Here is a 14978-nt window from a genome sequence, read left to right as displayed (position 1 = left end):
ATCAGAAGGTGATGTCTTGGGTGCTGCCAGGCCCGCTCTGGATCGCGGTGGGTCCTTGGAAGGTGTTGCCCTTCACTGAACTGTCCACTGCGTCCCGGCCCGCTTGGACCGCGTGTTCCGCGTCGGCCATTTGCGCCTGCTGTAACAGCCCACCCACCGCCGCTCGTTCAGTTGGTGGGAGTAACGGCAATAGCTGGCGTTCTGTCAGCTCCCGAAGTTCCCTCGTCAGCGTTGGATCCCGACTCAGCAGCTCGTGTAGATGCTCGCGCCAGTCCTCCACCAGCAGGTGGTTGTGCTCGGCTTCTGTCACGTTGGACTCTTCGCGGGCACCCGACATCACCGATCGAACTGCCTCCAACTCGTCGGCCACCGCATCTGCTTGCTCCGGCCATACCCTGCGCCACAAGGCAGTGAGCCCGCTCTGAGCGTGCTTCCAACCGTCTGTGGCCATTGCTCCGACCACCGCGGTCGCCGCTGCCAAAATGATCGGATCCACGACACACCCCCGTTTCGTGTTCCCAGACTGAACAGCATCTCGCTTCCGCTGGAGGCTGGGCATGGGCCAAAAGGGGCCGAACATATGGACGATGAAGTGATGAGAAGTTAGACGGCGTATCGATCGATATGCGTACTCGTCATCTCGACCTGCTGTCCAGTAGGTCACGTGAGCAAGATCGGTTGTAAGGCGACATCCGCAGTGAATACGCCCTGCCGCGCCTCACATCCCGCTCCGAACTCGAGCAATGCCTTTAGGCATGACTGATCGTCATCGCCCGTACCTTGCTTATCCCCTGACCGAATCTCGCCGGTGCGTGGCTGGCAGGGGACTTCAAGGGCCCGGGACCGCCGCGTTGAAACAACCGGCACGGGCCCCTGCTCAGTCGCTGTTGCCGCCGTGTTCGTCGATCCAGGCCTGGGGGATGAGGGCCTCGCCGTCGCGCCAGTTGTAGCGGACGCAGTTTTGGAACCACTGTTCGGGGAGGTTGGCGTGGTCACTGACGATGATCTGGAAGCCGCCTCGCAGGTCGGTGACGACGTCCCGCATCAGCTCGAACAGACGCAGTACCGCTTCGCGGTCGGCGTCCTGGGCTGGTGAGCCGGCCTGTTTGGCGACGTCGGAGGGGTAGTAGGGCTGGGTCGGCTGGTCGAGCATCAGCAGGCGCGGTACGGGCCGCTGGTGGGCCACGAAGTATTGGTGCAGGGCAAGGTGGGCCACCAGGTGGTAGCCGACCCAGTTCTTGCCGCTGCCGATCCGCATTAGCTCGGCCACCCCGTCGTCGGAGTCGGTGACCACGGTCAGTCGTTTCAGGTCCAGGCGCACGTGGCGCCGTCCGTGCTCGAGTTTGAGCTGGTCGGCCCATGCGGTCATGTCGCTGCTCAGGTAGTTGAGGCTGTGGGCGAGCCGGTCCTCGGTCTCTTGCGGGTCTAGTTCGTCCTCCAGGCCGCGGACCACCTGCTCGGCCAGCGCAACCTGGGAACGCAGCCGTTCCAGCTCACCGCGGGCGCCGCTCTTGTCGAGCTGGCTGAGGTAAGTGTCGATCCTTCCACGTGCATAGGCCTGTTCCTCGGCCCGGCTCTGCAGCCCGCGCCGGGTGGCCTCGGCCTCCGAGAGCGCCGACAGCGCCCCCTCCACCCCGCGCAGCTGCTGGCGCAGCCCGTCCGTTTGCTGCTGCAGGTCACGCAGCGCCCGCTCGCGCCCGGGGTGCGTCGTGCGGACCGTGTCGAGCTGGTGTCGCAGATCGCCGAGCGTCGCCAGCATCTGCTCGACGCTGGGATCCGGTTCCTCAAGCACGCTGCCGCATGCCGGGCAGGACGCCAGGTCCTCTCCGGCGTCTGCGTCCACCAGATCGAGGGCCTGCAGGCGGGAGGCTCCGCGGCCCACGGCCGAGGCGAACCCGTTCGCGTGCTGTTCCTGGTCGGTCAGCAGCTGCCGCTGATCCGCGATGTCCCGCAGGTTGCCCCGCAGCTGGGAGCGCAACCCCTGCAACTGCAGTTCCTGCCGGCGCTGTTCCTCATCTCGCATCGGTGTCGGCAGCGAGGCGTTCGACGCCGCGGTGCGCAATGCCTCAAGGGCGCCGGCGCGGTCCGTCACCGCCGCGGTCGCGGCGTCGTTGGACAGCAGCCCGCGGGCAGCCGCCTCCCGCAAGAGTGTTTGGAGGGTGACGTCCACGTCCTGGTTGAGGCTCTCGGCGGCCTTCAGCTCGCCCTGCAGGCGCCGCATGTGGCGCCTGGCTGCGGTCAGTTGCTGCTGGCGCGCGGCTTGGTCCTCGGCGACGGCCCCCAGAAAATACGGCAGTGTGGTGCGCAGCGCGGTGCGGATTCCGTCCTCAGCCTGGCGGTGGAACAGCCACCGCCGGTTGGAGACCTCGTCCTGGTTTTGCAGGCACAGCAGCGCGGCATGGCCCAGGTGGGCGGTGAGCGGCCCGCCGTTCCCGCTATCCACGGCTGTGTCGCCGATTCCGATGCGGCGCCCCAGCTGCTCGCGCACGGTGGTGGAGTCGGAGTTGACCCGGAGTTGGTCGAAGTCCAGCGGCTCAAGGTCCGCGCCCAGCTCCAGCATGGCGTTGGTGACCGACTTGCGGCCCGGAGCAGGGGCTTTGCGCGCCACGAATGCCCGGGTGTCGCCCAGTTGGAACAGCGCCGCATACCAGGACACCGTGCGGCTGATCGGCCCGATCGGCAAGGTGACTTCGTCGCGGCCCATGCAGAAATCCATGATGTCGAGCAGTGCGCTCTTGCCGGTCTGCGACGTTCCGGTGACGATGTTCAACTCGCCCAGCCGGAATTCCAGGACCCGCTTCTCGCCGCTCTTGCTGTAAAGGATGATCGACCGCAGCTGCACGCGGCTTAGGGTCTCACACCCAGCAGCGCAAACACCGTCGACGGCCGATCAGTTCGGGCTGTCCACCGGCCCACCAGCTGCGCCTTGCGAACAATCTCGGCCACCTCGCCCTCCAGACGCGACACCCCGCGCAGCACACCCCGCACGCGCCCATCCTGCAAGGTCAGCAGGCCGTGCCGCAGACCTTCCTGGACGGCACATGTCAACGAGGCGCTCCGCTGCGGCAATCCGGCCACCAGTACCGGGTTGCGTGAAACCCATGAGGACAGGTGTGTGGAGACCGCCACAGGCAGGGCTCGCCGGGTGGGGCCGTGCAGCACCAGCGCCGGGGTGAGCGTTGCCAGTGGCCACACCATCAGCTCGCCGCTCTCGCGCTCGTACGCCGCCGCGGCTGCCGCCTGCACCGCGGCCAGCAGCGCGGGATTGAGGAAGACCGCGGGCACCTGCGGCCGCTGCTGCCACCTAGCCATGCGTCGCCCTGGACAAGTTCAGGTTCTCCAGGCGGTCCTCGAAGAGCGGATGCCAGCCAATGCGGCCACGGTCCGCCAGCTCATGATGCTTGCCACGCGCGAAGAACGGCTCGTCATAGCGTTCCCGCACCCGGTACTTCGTCTGATCCAGAGCCCAGCGCAGCAGCGTCCGTCCGGCCCGCTCGCGCTCCTGGTCCGTTGCACCCTCGCCGAGTTCGTCCAGCATCCAGTCGAACTCGCGCCCCCATTCGTCCCTCAAGTTCCCCTCGAACCGTTCCAGTTCTTCAATGCCCACCAGATCATCTTCGAGCCACATCACGGTCTGTGTGTACGCCCGGTAGTAGTCCACCATTGCCTTATCGAGCTGTCGACCGGCCCCCACCCACCGCAGCTGGTGCAGGAAACACGCATCCGACAACTCTTCGCGTGCGTCATCGGAGATGTCGTCACGTTGCACCAGTGTCGGGAGCCGGTCCGAGGTGTAGTCATCGCGGATCCGGCTGATCTGCGCGACCAGCCGGTCCACTGACACACTCGTCATCCGCTTGCGCAGCATGGCCAGAGTCTGCTCGTGCCACCATGCCCACAACTGCCGCATGAACGAATCCTCGTGGCCCTGCGGCAGCGCCGTGCGCAACCGCTGGCGCACCGCCTGGTCGACCTCATCGATCACCAGGACAGAGTCGATCACCCGCATCCGGCCCACGAACACGGCCCGCTCCGCCATAGGCAAGCCCAAGAACGCCGAGCGTGTCTTGGCGGATTCCTTCGCCGTCGAGGCCGCCGCGGCGGCGTTCAGCAGCCTCAGCGCCTCAACGGGCCCCGCACCACCGCTGCGCAGGGCTGCCATGGCCGTGCCGGGGCGTGCCTGCTGGGTTGTTACCAGCGTCAGCCAGGGCCCCTCGACGTCCCCGGGCAGATGCGTGTCCATCCAGGACTGGATGGTGCGCCACACGTCGTCGTCCTTGTCGCCTAGCGTGCGAGCCGTTTTGAGGTGGTGCTTGACCTGCAGCAGGTCAACGGCCTTGCCGGACTCCTCCCAGGCGACATCGTCATGCAGCTCCACGCTGACCGCGCCGTCAGGACGCTGCTCTGCCCCCTCAAGCAGTTGCAGCAGCGCCCATTGCGACTGGAACAGGTACCCGAGGGCCGAGGACGAGGCCTCATGAACGGCGGATGTCATCTCTTCAGTCTCCCGACGCAGGCTGCATAGTGTCCATACCGCCACACGCTCGATATGAACAAAGGTTCTATTATCTGAGTCGTGCTCTCTCTGGCAAGCACCGCATCGGCGTGGCCGTCCAGCCGGCCGCAGATGGCCTCAACGGGCCCGCCACTGAGATTGATCTATTGGTGATCATCTCGGCGGGGGCGGCCTGGGTTGTGAAACCACCGGTGACTGGATGGTCGGTCGTGGGGGGTGTGGGGCACATCGAGTGGTCGTGTTGGTGGTGTCTCGATGTCGGCTTCAGTCTCATCTTTGGCGCGGGTCTGGGATGTGAAGGTCTGTTAGCGGGGTGGCGTCTTGGATGTGCAGGGTGTGGGGGATGTTGTCCTGTGAAAGTGCCCGAATCATAGGGGTTGGCGGGGTGTGGCCCTACGACCCCATGGCCTGATCCCTTGAGGGCCGGGCCGGGGTCTTTCGGTGCCGGCCCGTACCCCGGCACTCCTCATCAGCGCTTCTGTCGCGGCCCGTGGCCGGCAGTCGGTGGCGGGTCTGTCGGGCTTTGTTGGCTGCTGGTGGGGTAACCGGCGGTCTTCGACCAGATCTTCGACCACGGGGCCCCGATCACGGTCACGGCATCGCAACGCCTGGGTGGTAGGGCGGATGAGGTGCGCTGGGGTCCTGGCCTCGTGGGGGTTATGGCCTTGCCGTTGACCACGACGTTGACCAGGAGCTGCTGGCCATCGCGGGAAAGCGGCCCGGCTCGTACCTCGTCGAGACCGACTACATCCCAAAGACGACGGCCCCGGCCTGGCGGTAGGCCCCGGAACTGACCGAGGCGGCCGCCATGCTCCAAGAGGCCGGCCTCCCTGATGACTTGCTGCGCGCGGCCGCCGCGATCTTGAACCGCTGGGCGGACGTGAAGGCCCCCCGGACCTCTCGGTGGACCAGGCGGTCGGGTACCTGAAGAAGTCCGCTGTGTCGATGCAGTGTCGCAGGGTCACAGGTGAACTCATCGAGGGCTGAAGACCGCAGTTCTTCTCGAGGGCCGTCTCTCGTGTCCCCGCGCACAGTTGATGAACGGGCTGTGGCTACTGAAGCGACGGTTATGCGAGCGACCCGGCGGACCGCGCACCTTTTGCCGGCAGGGAAGGGGGAAGGGCCCCGGCCGGAGGTCGACCGGGGCCTCTCTTTTTGACCTCCAGGGTTACTTCGGGGGGAGCGCTGCCGCGAGGCCCCAGGCGGCTGTGGCCATCTCGAAGACGTTCTTGGAGCCGGGCGTTCCCGTCGCGAGCATCACGACGCCGATGACGAAGGCGATTGTGCCGATGAGGACAAGCAGGGCGCGGAACGCGGTGCGAATGATGCGTGTGCGCGTGCAGCCGAGTTGGGCGCGGCGGGCACGACGCAGGAACCGGCGCTCTTGTTTGGCGGACGCTTCCTGCTTGGCGATCTGGCGCAGCTCATGGTCGATGCGGGCCAGACTCAGGTCGATGTCCCGGTGGTTGGCGGGCGTGTTCTCGGGGATGCTGGTCAAGGCGGATCCTCCTTGGAGGCTCCATCGCCGCAGTGCCCAGGGTTCCCAGCCATCTGGGCGGCGGCTCCGGTGCCGATCTGGCTGATGACACCGGACAGGACTGGGCCGGACCCTGAAAAGTGGGTCCGGCCCAGTCTTCGGTTGAACTGCCGTACTCGTAGCCCGAGTACGGAGGTTCCCATGATCTGCAGTGCTCTCCGGTTCCTCCTCACAGGGTTGTGTGTCGCATGGTGTGTTCTCGGCTCTGATGCTCGCGGTCAGCGCATGGAGGCGATGACACGCAGCGGCCGTACCTCTACGGGATGAGGTGTTCGTATCCGGAGAGGGCTGGGCTGGATCTCCCCCCGAACGGGTCCGGCCCAGTCGTCGGTTGAACCTGCGCACCCCTTGCCTGGGCACGAAGGTTCCCATGGTCTGCAGTGCTCTCCGGTTCCTCAGACCGACGGATGTGCGACTGTCTGTTCTTGGCGTTGATGCCGATGGTCAGCAGGACGAGGGCCACGATGTCCATGGGCCCGTACTGCCACTGGATAAGCCGCTCGAAGCCGCGACCCTTTCCCTATTCATCCCGGTGGCCTGACCAGCCAGGGCCGTTGAGGACGAAAGCCGGAGAGGTCCGAAGGCTGCGTGCGGTGGTCTTGCGGCGGGCGTTGAAAACGGCAGTGTCCAGGGCCAGTACGCACCGATCAAGAAATCGGACGATGCTGATCCCTACGATGCTTGCCACTGCCTTCAGCAGTGCGATCAAAGGCATAAGAACTCCTTGTTTGCAGGCGGTTGTACCCGTTGAAGCGCCGCATGTCTGTGCGGGTCTCCACTCGGCCCGACGACCGCATGATCCTTGGGTGGTGGATCAGTGCGGCCGCAAGGTCGCGAAGAAAACCGCAAGGTTTGTGGGACGGCGGGCGAAGGCGGCCAGGGGGTGGGCGCACGCCCCCGGCATCAGTCCGGATTCAGCGCGCGGAACAGCCGGCGCCGGCTGAGACCGGTCCCGGCAACCTTCCTCTTGCCCGACTGGTAGGCGGACTTGACCGCATCCTCGGAGATCTCGAGGGCCTCGGCGACCACCTTGATCTGCCAGCCGAGCCCGGCCCGGAGCACGTAGATGCGGGCCTCATGCTCCGTCATGACCGGCCGGATGACCCCGAGGATCTCCTTGATCCTTGTATCGAGGGTCTCGTTGAAGACCGGGCCCGGTTCGCGGTCCTGCAACTGCTCGACCTCGTCCCCGAAAAAGATCTCCGCGCGCCTCTTCTTCGCCTTGAGCCGGTCAATGGCCGCGTTGCGGCAGACCGTCCTGACGTACGCGGAAATATGGTCGACGGGTCCCTGACACAAACGGCGCCACACGGAGAGCTTGGTGTCCTGCCAGACGTCCTCCGTCTCGTCCCAGGGAACGAGACGGTAAGCGAGGGCCAGGCACGTCGTGCGCATGCCGACGGCCTGCTTCCACTGCTTGCGCGATGCGGGCGGCAGATCGTCCACCCCGTAGTCGCCCAGCACCGGCTCGGATCGGGGCTGCCGGGGTACGTCTGCTCGAGACGCGTCTGATCGCGTCGGTTTCTTGCCGCCGGAACTGGCAGCCTGCGTGTCGGGGGTCTTCATCCGACCGGCTCCTTCGCCTTCACTTCGCCCTCCCTGATGGGTAGGACCTGCCGTGGGCAGGAGAGGCGAAAACGAAGGTAAAAAGTGTGATCCAGCCGAAAGAATCCCTTGACCTGCAAGTACGTCCTGGCAGTACGTCTCGTCGACTGTCGCGAGAGGCAGCAGAACTAGCGTCTTGTCCACGTTCAGCACTCCGGGGGCTTCGATGGACAGACATCGCAACGCTGTTCTCAAGTCGCTGATGGCCTGGTACGACTACACGCACCGGTCCTTGGCCAAGGAGATCAACAAGGTCAGAGATGTACGGGCCCGGCAGCCCGGCAAGTGCACCGACCGGCACGTGCGGCGCTGGATCAGCGGTGAAGTCCGCTGGCCGTGGGGGAAGTGCTGTCTGGCTCTTGAGAGGATCTTCGAACGTCCGGCGCAGGCGCAGGTGTTCGTCCCGCGCGGGAAGAGCAGCACGCGCCTTCCGGCTCCTCCGCAGCCCAGGACGCCGGTAGTAAGGGAGCAGCCTGTGCAGCGCCGCAGATTTATCGCCTGATCGCGGGGCATCAGCGCACCGTCCGGCACGGCACACCTCGCGGTGGTTGATCGGTGTCCGGCGCGGTCCGCGAGATGGTGCCCCGCCGAGTGGTGTAGGTGGTCGGACGTTGGAATGCGCGGTTGTCTGCTCGGGGCGTGCGCCTGCTGACAGTGACTGCTCCCTGAACAGAGGCGGGCCATCGCGCAAGTCTCCCTGGTGAACGGCCAGTTCAACCGAGGAGGACGCGATGGCCCTGTCCCAGTCTGACCTGATGCGGCTGCTGGAGTCACTACGTGCGGCCGACGGAGTCGAGTCGATCAGGGTGCTGTGCGAGCGCATCCTGCAGGAACTCATCGAGGCCGAGGCAACCGAGGCGATCGGGGCCGCCCTGTGGGAGCACTCGAGCGAGCGCACCACCTGAGGCAACGGGCACCGCGAGAGGCTGCTGACATCGCAGGCCGGCGACCTGGACCTGAAGATCCCCAAGGTGCGGACCGGGTCGTTCTTCCCCTCGCTGCTGGAACGCCGGCGCCGGATCGACCGCGCTCTGTTCGCGGTGGTGATGGAGGCATACGTGCACGGTGTCTCGATGCGTTCGGTCGATGACCTGGTCAAGGCGCTGGGTGCGGACTCCGGAATCTCGAAATCCGAGGTCTCCAGGGTCTGCGGCGAACTCGATGACGAGCTGGTCGCGTTCAGGGATCGGCCGCTGGATCACACCGTGTTCCCCTATGTGTTCCTGGACGCGACCTACTGCAAGGCCCGGGTGAATCACCGGATCGTGTCGCAGGCGGTGGTCATCGCCACCGGGATCTCCGCGGGCGGGCACCGCGAGATCCTGGGGGTGATGGTCGGCGACAGCGAGTCGAAGCCGTTTTGGACGAGGTTCCTGCGCAGTCTGCGGGCCCGCGGCCTGGACAACGTCCAGCTGGTGATCTCCGATTCCCACAGCGGTCTGGTGGCCGCGATCCGCACCGTGTTCCTCGGCTCGGCCAGGCAGCGGTGCCGGGTGCTCTTCATCCGCGACGTCTTCTCGGTGATCGAGAAGGGCTCGGCGGAGATGGTCGCGGCGACCATCCGCACTATCTTCGCGCAGACCACCGCCGAGCAGGTCCGCAGCCAGGTGAACGTTGTGGCGGACATGCTCGGACGGCAGTTCCCGCAGGTCAAGTCCATGCTGCTGGGAGCGGCCGCCGACATCACGGCGTTCGCGGACTTCCCTCCGGCGCACTGGAAGAAGATCTGGAGCACGAATCCGCTGGAGCGGCTGAACCGGGAGATCAAACGCCGGGCCGACGTGATCCAGGTCTTCCCCAACCCGGCCGCCCTGGACCGGCTCGCCACCGCGGTCCTGGCCGAACTCCACGACGAGTGGCAGGTCTTCGACCGCCGCTACCTATCCGAAGGCTCCATGGCCGAACTCTTCGCAGAGAAGACCGCCCCGCAGCGGCATACCCCCGCAAAACCGGAACCACACGAGCTCGACTGAATACACCACTCGGCGGGACACCACCAGACCGCGGCCCGGCGCTCGGCCCGCGAATTCCTGGACCTGCTGTGCGCTCTGGACGAGAGCCACCGCGAGGTGCGGTGGCTGCTGGAGCAGGCCGCCAGAACCTGCAGCGCCGGTGACGCGGCGCTCCTCTTTCGGACGGTGAACGAGGTCGCATAGCCCTCTCACGTCGAGACGGTGCTGACCTGCACGTTCAAGGAACGGTCCACCGGGCATGCGGGGCACTTCCTGCGCCTGCTTCACCTCTGCGGGGCAGCCGTCGTTGATGAGCAGGTGCTGGGGGAGCGTGCCCGGGCGATGGTCCCGACGGCGGTGGCCTCATGGGCGCCGGCTCTGGCCTCCGTCCCCCCTCGACGGGCATCTCGATGTCGTCCTGCGGGAAGGAGGAGCCCGGAGAGATGCCGGTGAGGTCATCATCCTGCTCAGGCAAGTGAAGGGCCTGGACAGCTACAGCGCCCCGGTGAGCGGCAGGATCTTCGACCGCCTCGCGCACGCATGCCTGGATCTGTTGTCCGTGGAGGTTCTTGCCGGTCTCGTTCTCGCCCTGGAGGCCGCCAGTTTCAACGTGCACGCAGCCGCCCTGACCGACAGCGCGCGCGCCCGCCACGGCCTCACCTTGACGTCGAGCCTGCGCAAAGAACGCACCAGGAATGAGCAGGAGGTGCTGTCCAAGAGGTTCTGGAGGAGCCAGGACGAGGGCCCCCTCTCGCCCCCGGGCCGGGTCTCGGTGGAGGAGACGCCCGGCAGACGTCGAGGATGCCACCGGCGCGGCCAGGGCATGTAGAAGCACGACGGCGATGGCCGGTACAAGCGGCAGCACAGACACCGATGTGCTCGGGCTGCTGATCGCCGTGATCGTGGTCGCCGCGAGCGTGCATGACAACGCCATCGGGATCACGCTGCTGGACCAGGTGGCCGCCGACAACCCGACAGTGACCAAGGGCTGGGTCGATGCCGGGTTCAAGAACGCCGTCGTTGAGCACGGCCGGTCGCTGGGCATCGACGTCGAGGTGGTGTCACGTGCTCCGCAGACCAAGGGGTCGCCCCGGCGCCGAGGCGGTGGATCGTTGAGCAGACCTTCGGCACCCTCATGCTGCACCGCCGGCTGGCCCGCAACTACGAGAGGCTGCCCGCCAGTTCGGCATCCTTAATCCGCTGGTCGATGACTGACGTCATGACCCACCGACTCACCGCCACGACCACTCCCAGCTGGCGGGACCCGCCACCGGCCCGGCTGCCGGGACCGGCATGAACGAGCGGGAGCGAGCATGCAGGAGTTTTTGGAACAGATCGAGATCCGCGAGGCCGCCGGCCGGGACCTCGCCGAGCGGCTCCGCAGCCAGATCGCCGAGCTCACCGCCCAACTCGCGGCCGCCGAACAGGCCCTGGAGCGGCTGAAGATCACCCGGGAGACCATTTTGGACATCGCACCGGACCTTCCCGGCGGCCTCGCTGCGCTGCCCTCGCCCTACCGCCAGATCCGCGCCCTCTTCGAGAACGCCGCGGACCGGCTGCACCCCCAAGGACGTCTGCCTTGCCCTGGACACCGGCACCGAACCCCGGCACGTCGAAGGCGCCCGCGCCAAACTGAAACGCCTGGTCAACCGCGGCATCCTCATCGAACCTGAACCCGGCCTCTTCCGGCTACCGCGGCCAACCCCACCCTCGGGCTGAGCCCGGCGAAAGATCACAGAACACCCTCTAAGGGGCGGCCTCCCCGCCGATGCGGGGGTAGTTCTCGGTGATGAACGCGCGCAGCGCATTGCGGGCCTCGTGCAGGCCGTCGCACGTGGTGCGCATCTGCACCACCGCCGCCTCAAGGTCCGCATGGGGTGTCTGATCTCCCGCGAGGGTATTGAAGCGGCCCCGGTTCTCAGCCACCCAGTCCCCACGGCTCTCCGTGGCCTCTTCGAACGTTGCCAGCAGATCAGGGCAGTAGATCCGCATCATGCTGCGCAGCGTGCGGCGGGCCTGGGCCCGGTTCTTCGAGAACCGCCACTTCCAGAGCCATGACGGCGTAGGGCTCAGCACACCGTCGATGTCCCTCATCGCACGCTCGACGTACCCCAGGCGCCAGCCGCGGGCCGGACGGGCCATCTGGGCGGGATCGGCTGGCGCTGAAAGTCATGACCGTTCTCCCGCGCGTGGAGCATCAGGAGCGCATACGCTTCGGTGGACTCCGCATCTGAGCACCAGTCCTCGAGGATGACGAACAGTTCCATCAATCCCTCGCGGGCGTTCGGCCAGCCCTTGTCCGCGGGCTTGAGTGCCTTGACACCCTGAATGATGTCCGCACTGGCTTTCACCACTGCTGCGGCTTCCGAACCACTCACCACGGCGCCTCCCCCTGACGTTGTGTCATCCCAACGTAGAGGCCGCTGAAAGCGGGCGGAACGGAGTCGCGATTGTTGATCAGCCCCTGGAGTGGAGCCAGGTTTTACTGTTTCTAACAAAAGCGGTTGATCATGTGACTGTTGGCCTGTCTGCTCGTTGGTCTGGTTGTGGCGAAACGTCAGTCGCGGCCGTGGATCGTGTCGGATGAACTGTGGTCGCTCATCGAACCGTTGCTGCCGGAGCCGGGTCCGAAGCTGGTGCAGGGGAGACCGCGGGTGCCGGACCGGCAGGCCCTGTGCGGCATTCTGTTCGTGCTGCACACCGGTATCCAGTGGGAGTACCTGCCCCAGGAGCTGGGCTTCGGGTCGGGAATGACCTGCTGGCGGCGCCTGGCCGCCTGGAACGAAGCCGGCGTCTGGGACCAACTCCACGTCGTCCTGCTGGAGAAGCTGCGCTCGAAGAACCAGCTGGACTGGTCGCGGGCGGTTATCGACTCCTCGCACGTGCGGGCGGCCAGGCGGGGCCCAAAAGCGGGCCCAGCCCGGTCGACCGGGCACGGCCGGGCAGCAAGCACCACGTCATCACCGACGGCCAGGGCATCCCGCTCGCAGTGTCGCTGACCGGCGGAAACCGCCACGACGTCACGCAGTTGCTGCCCCTGGTGGACAAGATCCCGGGTGTCGCAGGGCGCGTCGGCCGGCCCCGGCGAAGGCCGGACGCCCTGCTGGCTGATCGCGCCTACGACTTCGACCTGTACCGTCGTCTGCTCTGGCACCGCGGTATCCGCCCAGTCATCGCCGAACGAGGCCAGCCACACGGCTCTGGCCTGGGCATCTTCCGCTACGTCGTCGAGCGCACGATCGCCTGGCTGCACGGCTTCCGCCGTCTTCGCATCCGCTGGGAACGGCGCGACGACATCCACTAAGCCTTCCTCAGCCTCGCTACCTGCCTGATCACCCACCGACACGTCCAACGCCTTTGTTAGCGACTTTTAGTGGGTGTTGCGAAAACGCCGCGGACCGGCTGCACCCCAAGGACGTCTGCCTCGCCCTGGACACCGGCACCGAACCCCGGCACGTCGAAGGCACCCGCGCCAAACTGAAACGCCTGGTCAACCGCGGCATCCTCATCGAACCTGAACCCGGCCTCTTCCAGCTACCGCAGCCAACCCCACCCTCGGGCTGAGCCCGGCCAAAGCTCACAGAACACCCACTGAGAACCCGCGGGTTTGGTACGGCCACGTGGATCGGGGCCGATGAGGGATCCGGGCAGTGCCTCTTAGCCTGATCATCCTCACAGTCCGCACCCGAGATCGCTGCCCTTGTGCCTGCGCGGGGTGGCTCGCTGGAGGTGGCACTTTGTGGCGTGTGCCTGGTTCCTGTTGGCTGTGATCGCTTGGCGTGATCATGGGCTGACTGGTTGTCAGTGGTGGCTGTCAGCATGGGCGGTGGGGCAGGCAGTCGATGGAGGGGGGCGGCGCATGCCGTTTGTCAGGGCGCACATGCGCGCCGGGAAGCCGGTTACGGGCTGTACGCGGTGGGCGCCGGGGGCGCGGAAGGAGATGGCGGTATTGGCCGTGGTTGCTTTGGCGGCTGTGGGGATGGGCAACGGTGGTGTGGACGTGGGCGGGGTCGGGGGTACGGAGCGCTCGCCGCGGCCGGGGCAGAGGGCGCAGTATGCGGTGAAGTTCGAGGACAGCGGCGGGCAGTGGAAGCCGGTGCCGGAGCCGTGGGTGTCGTATCCGATCCGTTTCACGCCCCAGGGCGGTGAGCAGTGACGCGGCGGGCGCCCGCCCGCAGGCGGCGCCGGCGGCGGACGAAGCGTCAGCAGCACCAGCAGGCCCGGGTCGTGGCGGTCCTTGTCGCAGGCGCTGTGGCGCTCTGGCTCGTCGTCACGGTGGTCAACTGGCTGCTTGTGCACTGGTGGGTGCTGGTCGTGTTCGCCGTGGCTGGTGTGGGGGCGGGCCTGGTCTTCCTGCAGCAGCGGCGCCAACGGACTGTGTGGCAGGACGTCCAGCGGCAGGGGCTCCGCTACGGACTCGCGCAGATCGACGCACTGCATCACCGCGACTTCGAGTACGCGGTACGCGACCTGATGCGGCGTGACGGCTGCATGGACGCCCGGCAGATCGGCGGCTGCGGCGACAACGGCGCGGATGTGCTGGCGACGGACCCGCAGGGCCGCAAGTGGGTCATCCAGTGCAAGCACCGCAAGGCCGGGGCGCAGGGCTCGCCGGTGGGCACACCCGATCTGCAGCGCGTCAACGGCACGGCCCGCCAGCTCTACGGGGCGGACGTGGTGCTGGTGGCGACGAACGGACGCTTCTCCGTGCGGTGCGCCCCGCTGGCCGAGCAGCTGCGCATGCACCTGGTCGACCGCCGGCTTCTGGCGGCCTGGGCGGCGGGCTCCCGGCCCCTGTGGGAGCTGCTGCCCAAAGTGCCACCGCCACGCCGTTCCACGCCGCTGAGCTGAGGGAAATCGGCCCGACAGGGCGGCGGTAGAGAGCGTGAGGCCCGGGGTTGAGCGGGAGGCGGCAATTTTGCCGGTCTCCCCTCGACCACGGGCATCGTTGCTTTTCCGCGTCTCAGTTGCGGCCGCGGTGGGCGATGCGCCCGCCGTAGCGGGCGAGTTCCAGGGCCAGTTCCGGGTCCGCGTCGCGGATGGCCTGCATGGTGCCGCCGCCCGGGTTGCCGGAGATCCTGCGCAGGCCCTCCAGGCTGGCCCGGCCGGTGGCCAGGGGGCTGGTGCGGACCTCCGAAGAGCTTCGGAGGTCTTTCTCTCTTGCCGGGGATCAATGCAGATGAGGGGAGGGCGGGTGAGGGCCAGGGTGAGGCGGACGTTCCACGGCTGCAGGCCGTGCCGTTTTCGGCGTCGGCGTACCTGATCGAGGATCACACTGAACCGTTCCGGGTTTGATCGAGACTCTAGGTCGTGACTGTGACCTGGGGCTTCGTGGTTTCGCGGTAGTACGTGGTCTCGTATTCGGCAG

General features: G+C 66.8%; 15 protein-coding genes and 2 pseudogenes. 9 read left to right on the top strand and 8 right to left on the bottom strand.

From position 1 onward, the window contains the following. Position 1: 1 nt before the first annotated feature. The 6 genes from ACWFRU_RS40905 to ACWFRU_RS40880 form a co-directional block, all read right to left on the bottom strand. On the bottom strand, positions 2-496 hold the full coding sequence (locus ACWFRU_RS40905) for a hypothetical protein (RefSeq protein ID WP_453693724.1): 495 nt from the start codon (positions 494-496) through the stop codon (positions 2-4). 381 nt (positions 497-877) lie between these two features. Next, on the bottom strand, positions 878-2842 hold the full coding sequence (locus ACWFRU_RS40900; RefSeq protein ID WP_453693722.1) for a DUF3732 domain-containing protein: 1965 nt from the start codon (positions 2840-2842) through the stop codon (positions 878-880). Positions 2843-2847: 5 nt separating this feature from the next. Then, positions 2848-3312 carry a three component ABC system middle component gene (locus ACWFRU_RS40895; protein WP_453693720.1) on the bottom strand — a complete coding sequence of 155 codons (465 nt, stop codon included), beginning with the start codon at positions 3310-3312 and terminating at the stop codon, positions 2848-2850. After that, positions 3305-4495, bottom strand: a complete 1191-nt coding sequence (locus tag ACWFRU_RS40890; RefSeq protein ID WP_453693718.1) for an ABC-three component system protein — start codon at positions 4493-4495, stop codon at positions 3305-3307. Before ACWFRU_RS40890 ends, ACWFRU_RS40895 begins: the two co-directional genes overlap by 8 nt. 1189 nt (positions 4496-5684) lie before the next feature. Continuing rightward, positions 5685-6014 carry a hypothetical protein gene (locus ACWFRU_RS40885; RefSeq protein WP_453693716.1) on the bottom strand — a complete coding sequence of 110 codons (330 nt, stop codon included), beginning with the start codon at positions 6012-6014 and terminating at the stop codon, positions 5685-5687. Positions 6015-6956: 942 nt separating this feature from the next. Further along, positions 6957-7619: an RNA polymerase sigma factor gene (locus tag ACWFRU_RS40880; RefSeq protein ID WP_453693714.1), complete on the bottom strand. Its 663-nt coding sequence runs from the start codon at positions 7617-7619 to the stop codon at positions 6957-6959. A gap of 205 nt (positions 7620-7824) precedes the next feature. On the opposite strand from ACWFRU_RS40880, the gene ACWFRU_RS40875 reads away from it, so the two are divergent. The 6 genes and pseudogenes from ACWFRU_RS40875 (at position 7825) to ACWFRU_RS40850 (ending at position 11283) form a co-directional block, all read left to right on the top strand. Continuing rightward, entirely contained in the window at positions 7825-8160 is a 336-nt protein-coding gene (locus tag ACWFRU_RS40875; RefSeq protein WP_453693712.1) for a hypothetical protein, read from the top strand. Between the two features lie 229 nt (positions 8161-8389). Then, positions 8390-9631: pseudogene (locus ACWFRU_RS40870) on the top strand (IS256 family transposase). Between the two features lie 454 nt (positions 9632-10085). Continuing rightward, complete coding sequence (locus ACWFRU_RS40865; RefSeq protein WP_453693710.1) at positions 10086-10439, top strand: hypothetical protein; 354 nt, start codon at positions 10086-10088, stop codon at positions 10437-10439. Between the two features lie 13 nt (positions 10440-10452). Beyond that, positions 10453-10806 carry a hypothetical protein gene (locus ACWFRU_RS40860; RefSeq protein WP_453693758.1) on the top strand — a complete coding sequence of 118 codons (354 nt, stop codon included), beginning with the start codon at positions 10453-10455 and terminating at the stop codon, positions 10804-10806. After that, on the top strand, positions 10746-10907 hold the full coding sequence (locus ACWFRU_RS40855; protein WP_453693708.1) for a hypothetical protein: 162 nt from the start codon (positions 10746-10748) through the stop codon (positions 10905-10907). Before ACWFRU_RS40860 ends, ACWFRU_RS40855 begins: the two co-directional genes overlap by 61 nt. A gap of 16 nt (positions 10908-10923) precedes the next feature. Continuing rightward, complete coding sequence (locus ACWFRU_RS40850) at positions 10924-11283, top strand: hypothetical protein (RefSeq protein WP_453693706.1); 360 nt, start codon at positions 10924-10926, stop codon at positions 11281-11283. 73 nt (positions 11284-11356) lie between these two features. Here the strand turns inward: ACWFRU_RS40850 and ACWFRU_RS40845 are convergent, their stop codons facing one another. Further along, the gene (locus ACWFRU_RS40845; RefSeq protein WP_453693704.1) at positions 11357-11704 is read right to left on the bottom strand and encodes a hypothetical protein; all 348 of its coding nucleotides are present in this window, start codon (positions 11702-11704) and stop codon (positions 11357-11359) included. Further along, positions 11701-11988, bottom strand: a complete 288-nt coding sequence (locus tag ACWFRU_RS40840) for a hypothetical protein (protein ID WP_453693702.1) — start codon at positions 11986-11988, stop codon at positions 11701-11703. Before ACWFRU_RS40840 ends, ACWFRU_RS40845 begins: the two co-directional genes overlap by 4 nt. A 168-nt stretch (positions 11989-12156) precedes the next feature. Between ACWFRU_RS40840 and ACWFRU_RS40835 the strand changes: the two are divergent. The 3 genes and pseudogenes from ACWFRU_RS40835 (at position 12157) to ACWFRU_RS40825 (ending at position 14461) form a co-directional block, all read left to right on the top strand. Then, positions 12157-12914: pseudogene (locus ACWFRU_RS40835) on the top strand (IS5 family transposase). Between the two features lie 636 nt (positions 12915-13550). Beyond that, positions 13551-13766 (top strand): hypothetical protein, encoded by a 216-nt coding sequence (locus ACWFRU_RS40830; RefSeq protein WP_453693700.1) that lies wholly within the window; start codon positions 13551-13553, stop codon positions 13764-13766. Then, complete coding sequence (locus ACWFRU_RS40825) at positions 13763-14461, top strand: restriction endonuclease (RefSeq protein WP_453693698.1); 699 nt, start codon at positions 13763-13765, stop codon at positions 14459-14461. Before ACWFRU_RS40830 ends, ACWFRU_RS40825 begins: the two co-directional genes overlap by 4 nt. Positions 14462-14978 lie beyond the last annotated feature (517 nt).

This window comes from Streptomyces sp. NPDC055099, assembly GCF_053607685.1.
This window is presented reverse-complemented; position numbering and strand designations above follow the sequence as displayed.

What these genes read in the sequence shown, in the direction of transcription:
- ACWFRU_RS40845 (WP_453693704.1), bottom strand. Translation starts at nt 11,704, where the DNA reads ATGAGGGACATCGACGGTGTGCTGAGCCCTACGCCGTCATGGCTCTGG.
- ACWFRU_RS40895 (WP_453693720.1), bottom strand. Translation starts at nt 3,312, where the DNA reads ATGGCTAGGTGGCAGCAGCGGCCGCAGGTGCCCGCGGTCTTCCTCAAT.
- ACWFRU_RS40830 (WP_453693700.1), top strand. Translation starts at nt 13,551, where the DNA reads ATGGCGGTATTGGCCGTGGTTGCTTTGGCGGCTGTGGGGATGGGCAAC.
- ACWFRU_RS40855 (WP_453693708.1), top strand. Translation starts at nt 10,746, where the DNA reads ATGCTGCACCGCCGGCTGGCCCGCAACTACGAGAGGCTGCCCGCCAGT.
- ACWFRU_RS40860 (WP_453693758.1), top strand. Translation starts at nt 10,453, where the DNA reads ATGGCCGGTACAAGCGGCAGCACAGACACCGATGTGCTCGGGCTGCTG.
- ACWFRU_RS40850 (WP_453693706.1), top strand. Translation starts at nt 10,924, where the DNA reads ATGCAGGAGTTTTTGGAACAGATCGAGATCCGCGAGGCCGCCGGCCGG.
- ACWFRU_RS40875 (WP_453693712.1), top strand. Translation starts at nt 7,825, where the DNA reads ATGGACAGACATCGCAACGCTGTTCTCAAGTCGCTGATGGCCTGGTAC.
- ACWFRU_RS40890 (WP_453693718.1), bottom strand. Translation starts at nt 4,495, where the DNA reads ATGACATCCGCCGTTCATGAGGCCTCGTCCTCGGCCCTCGGGTACCTG.
- ACWFRU_RS40880 (WP_453693714.1), bottom strand. Translation starts at nt 7,619, where the DNA reads ATGAAGACCCCCGACACGCAGGCTGCCAGTTCCGGCGGCAAGAAACCG.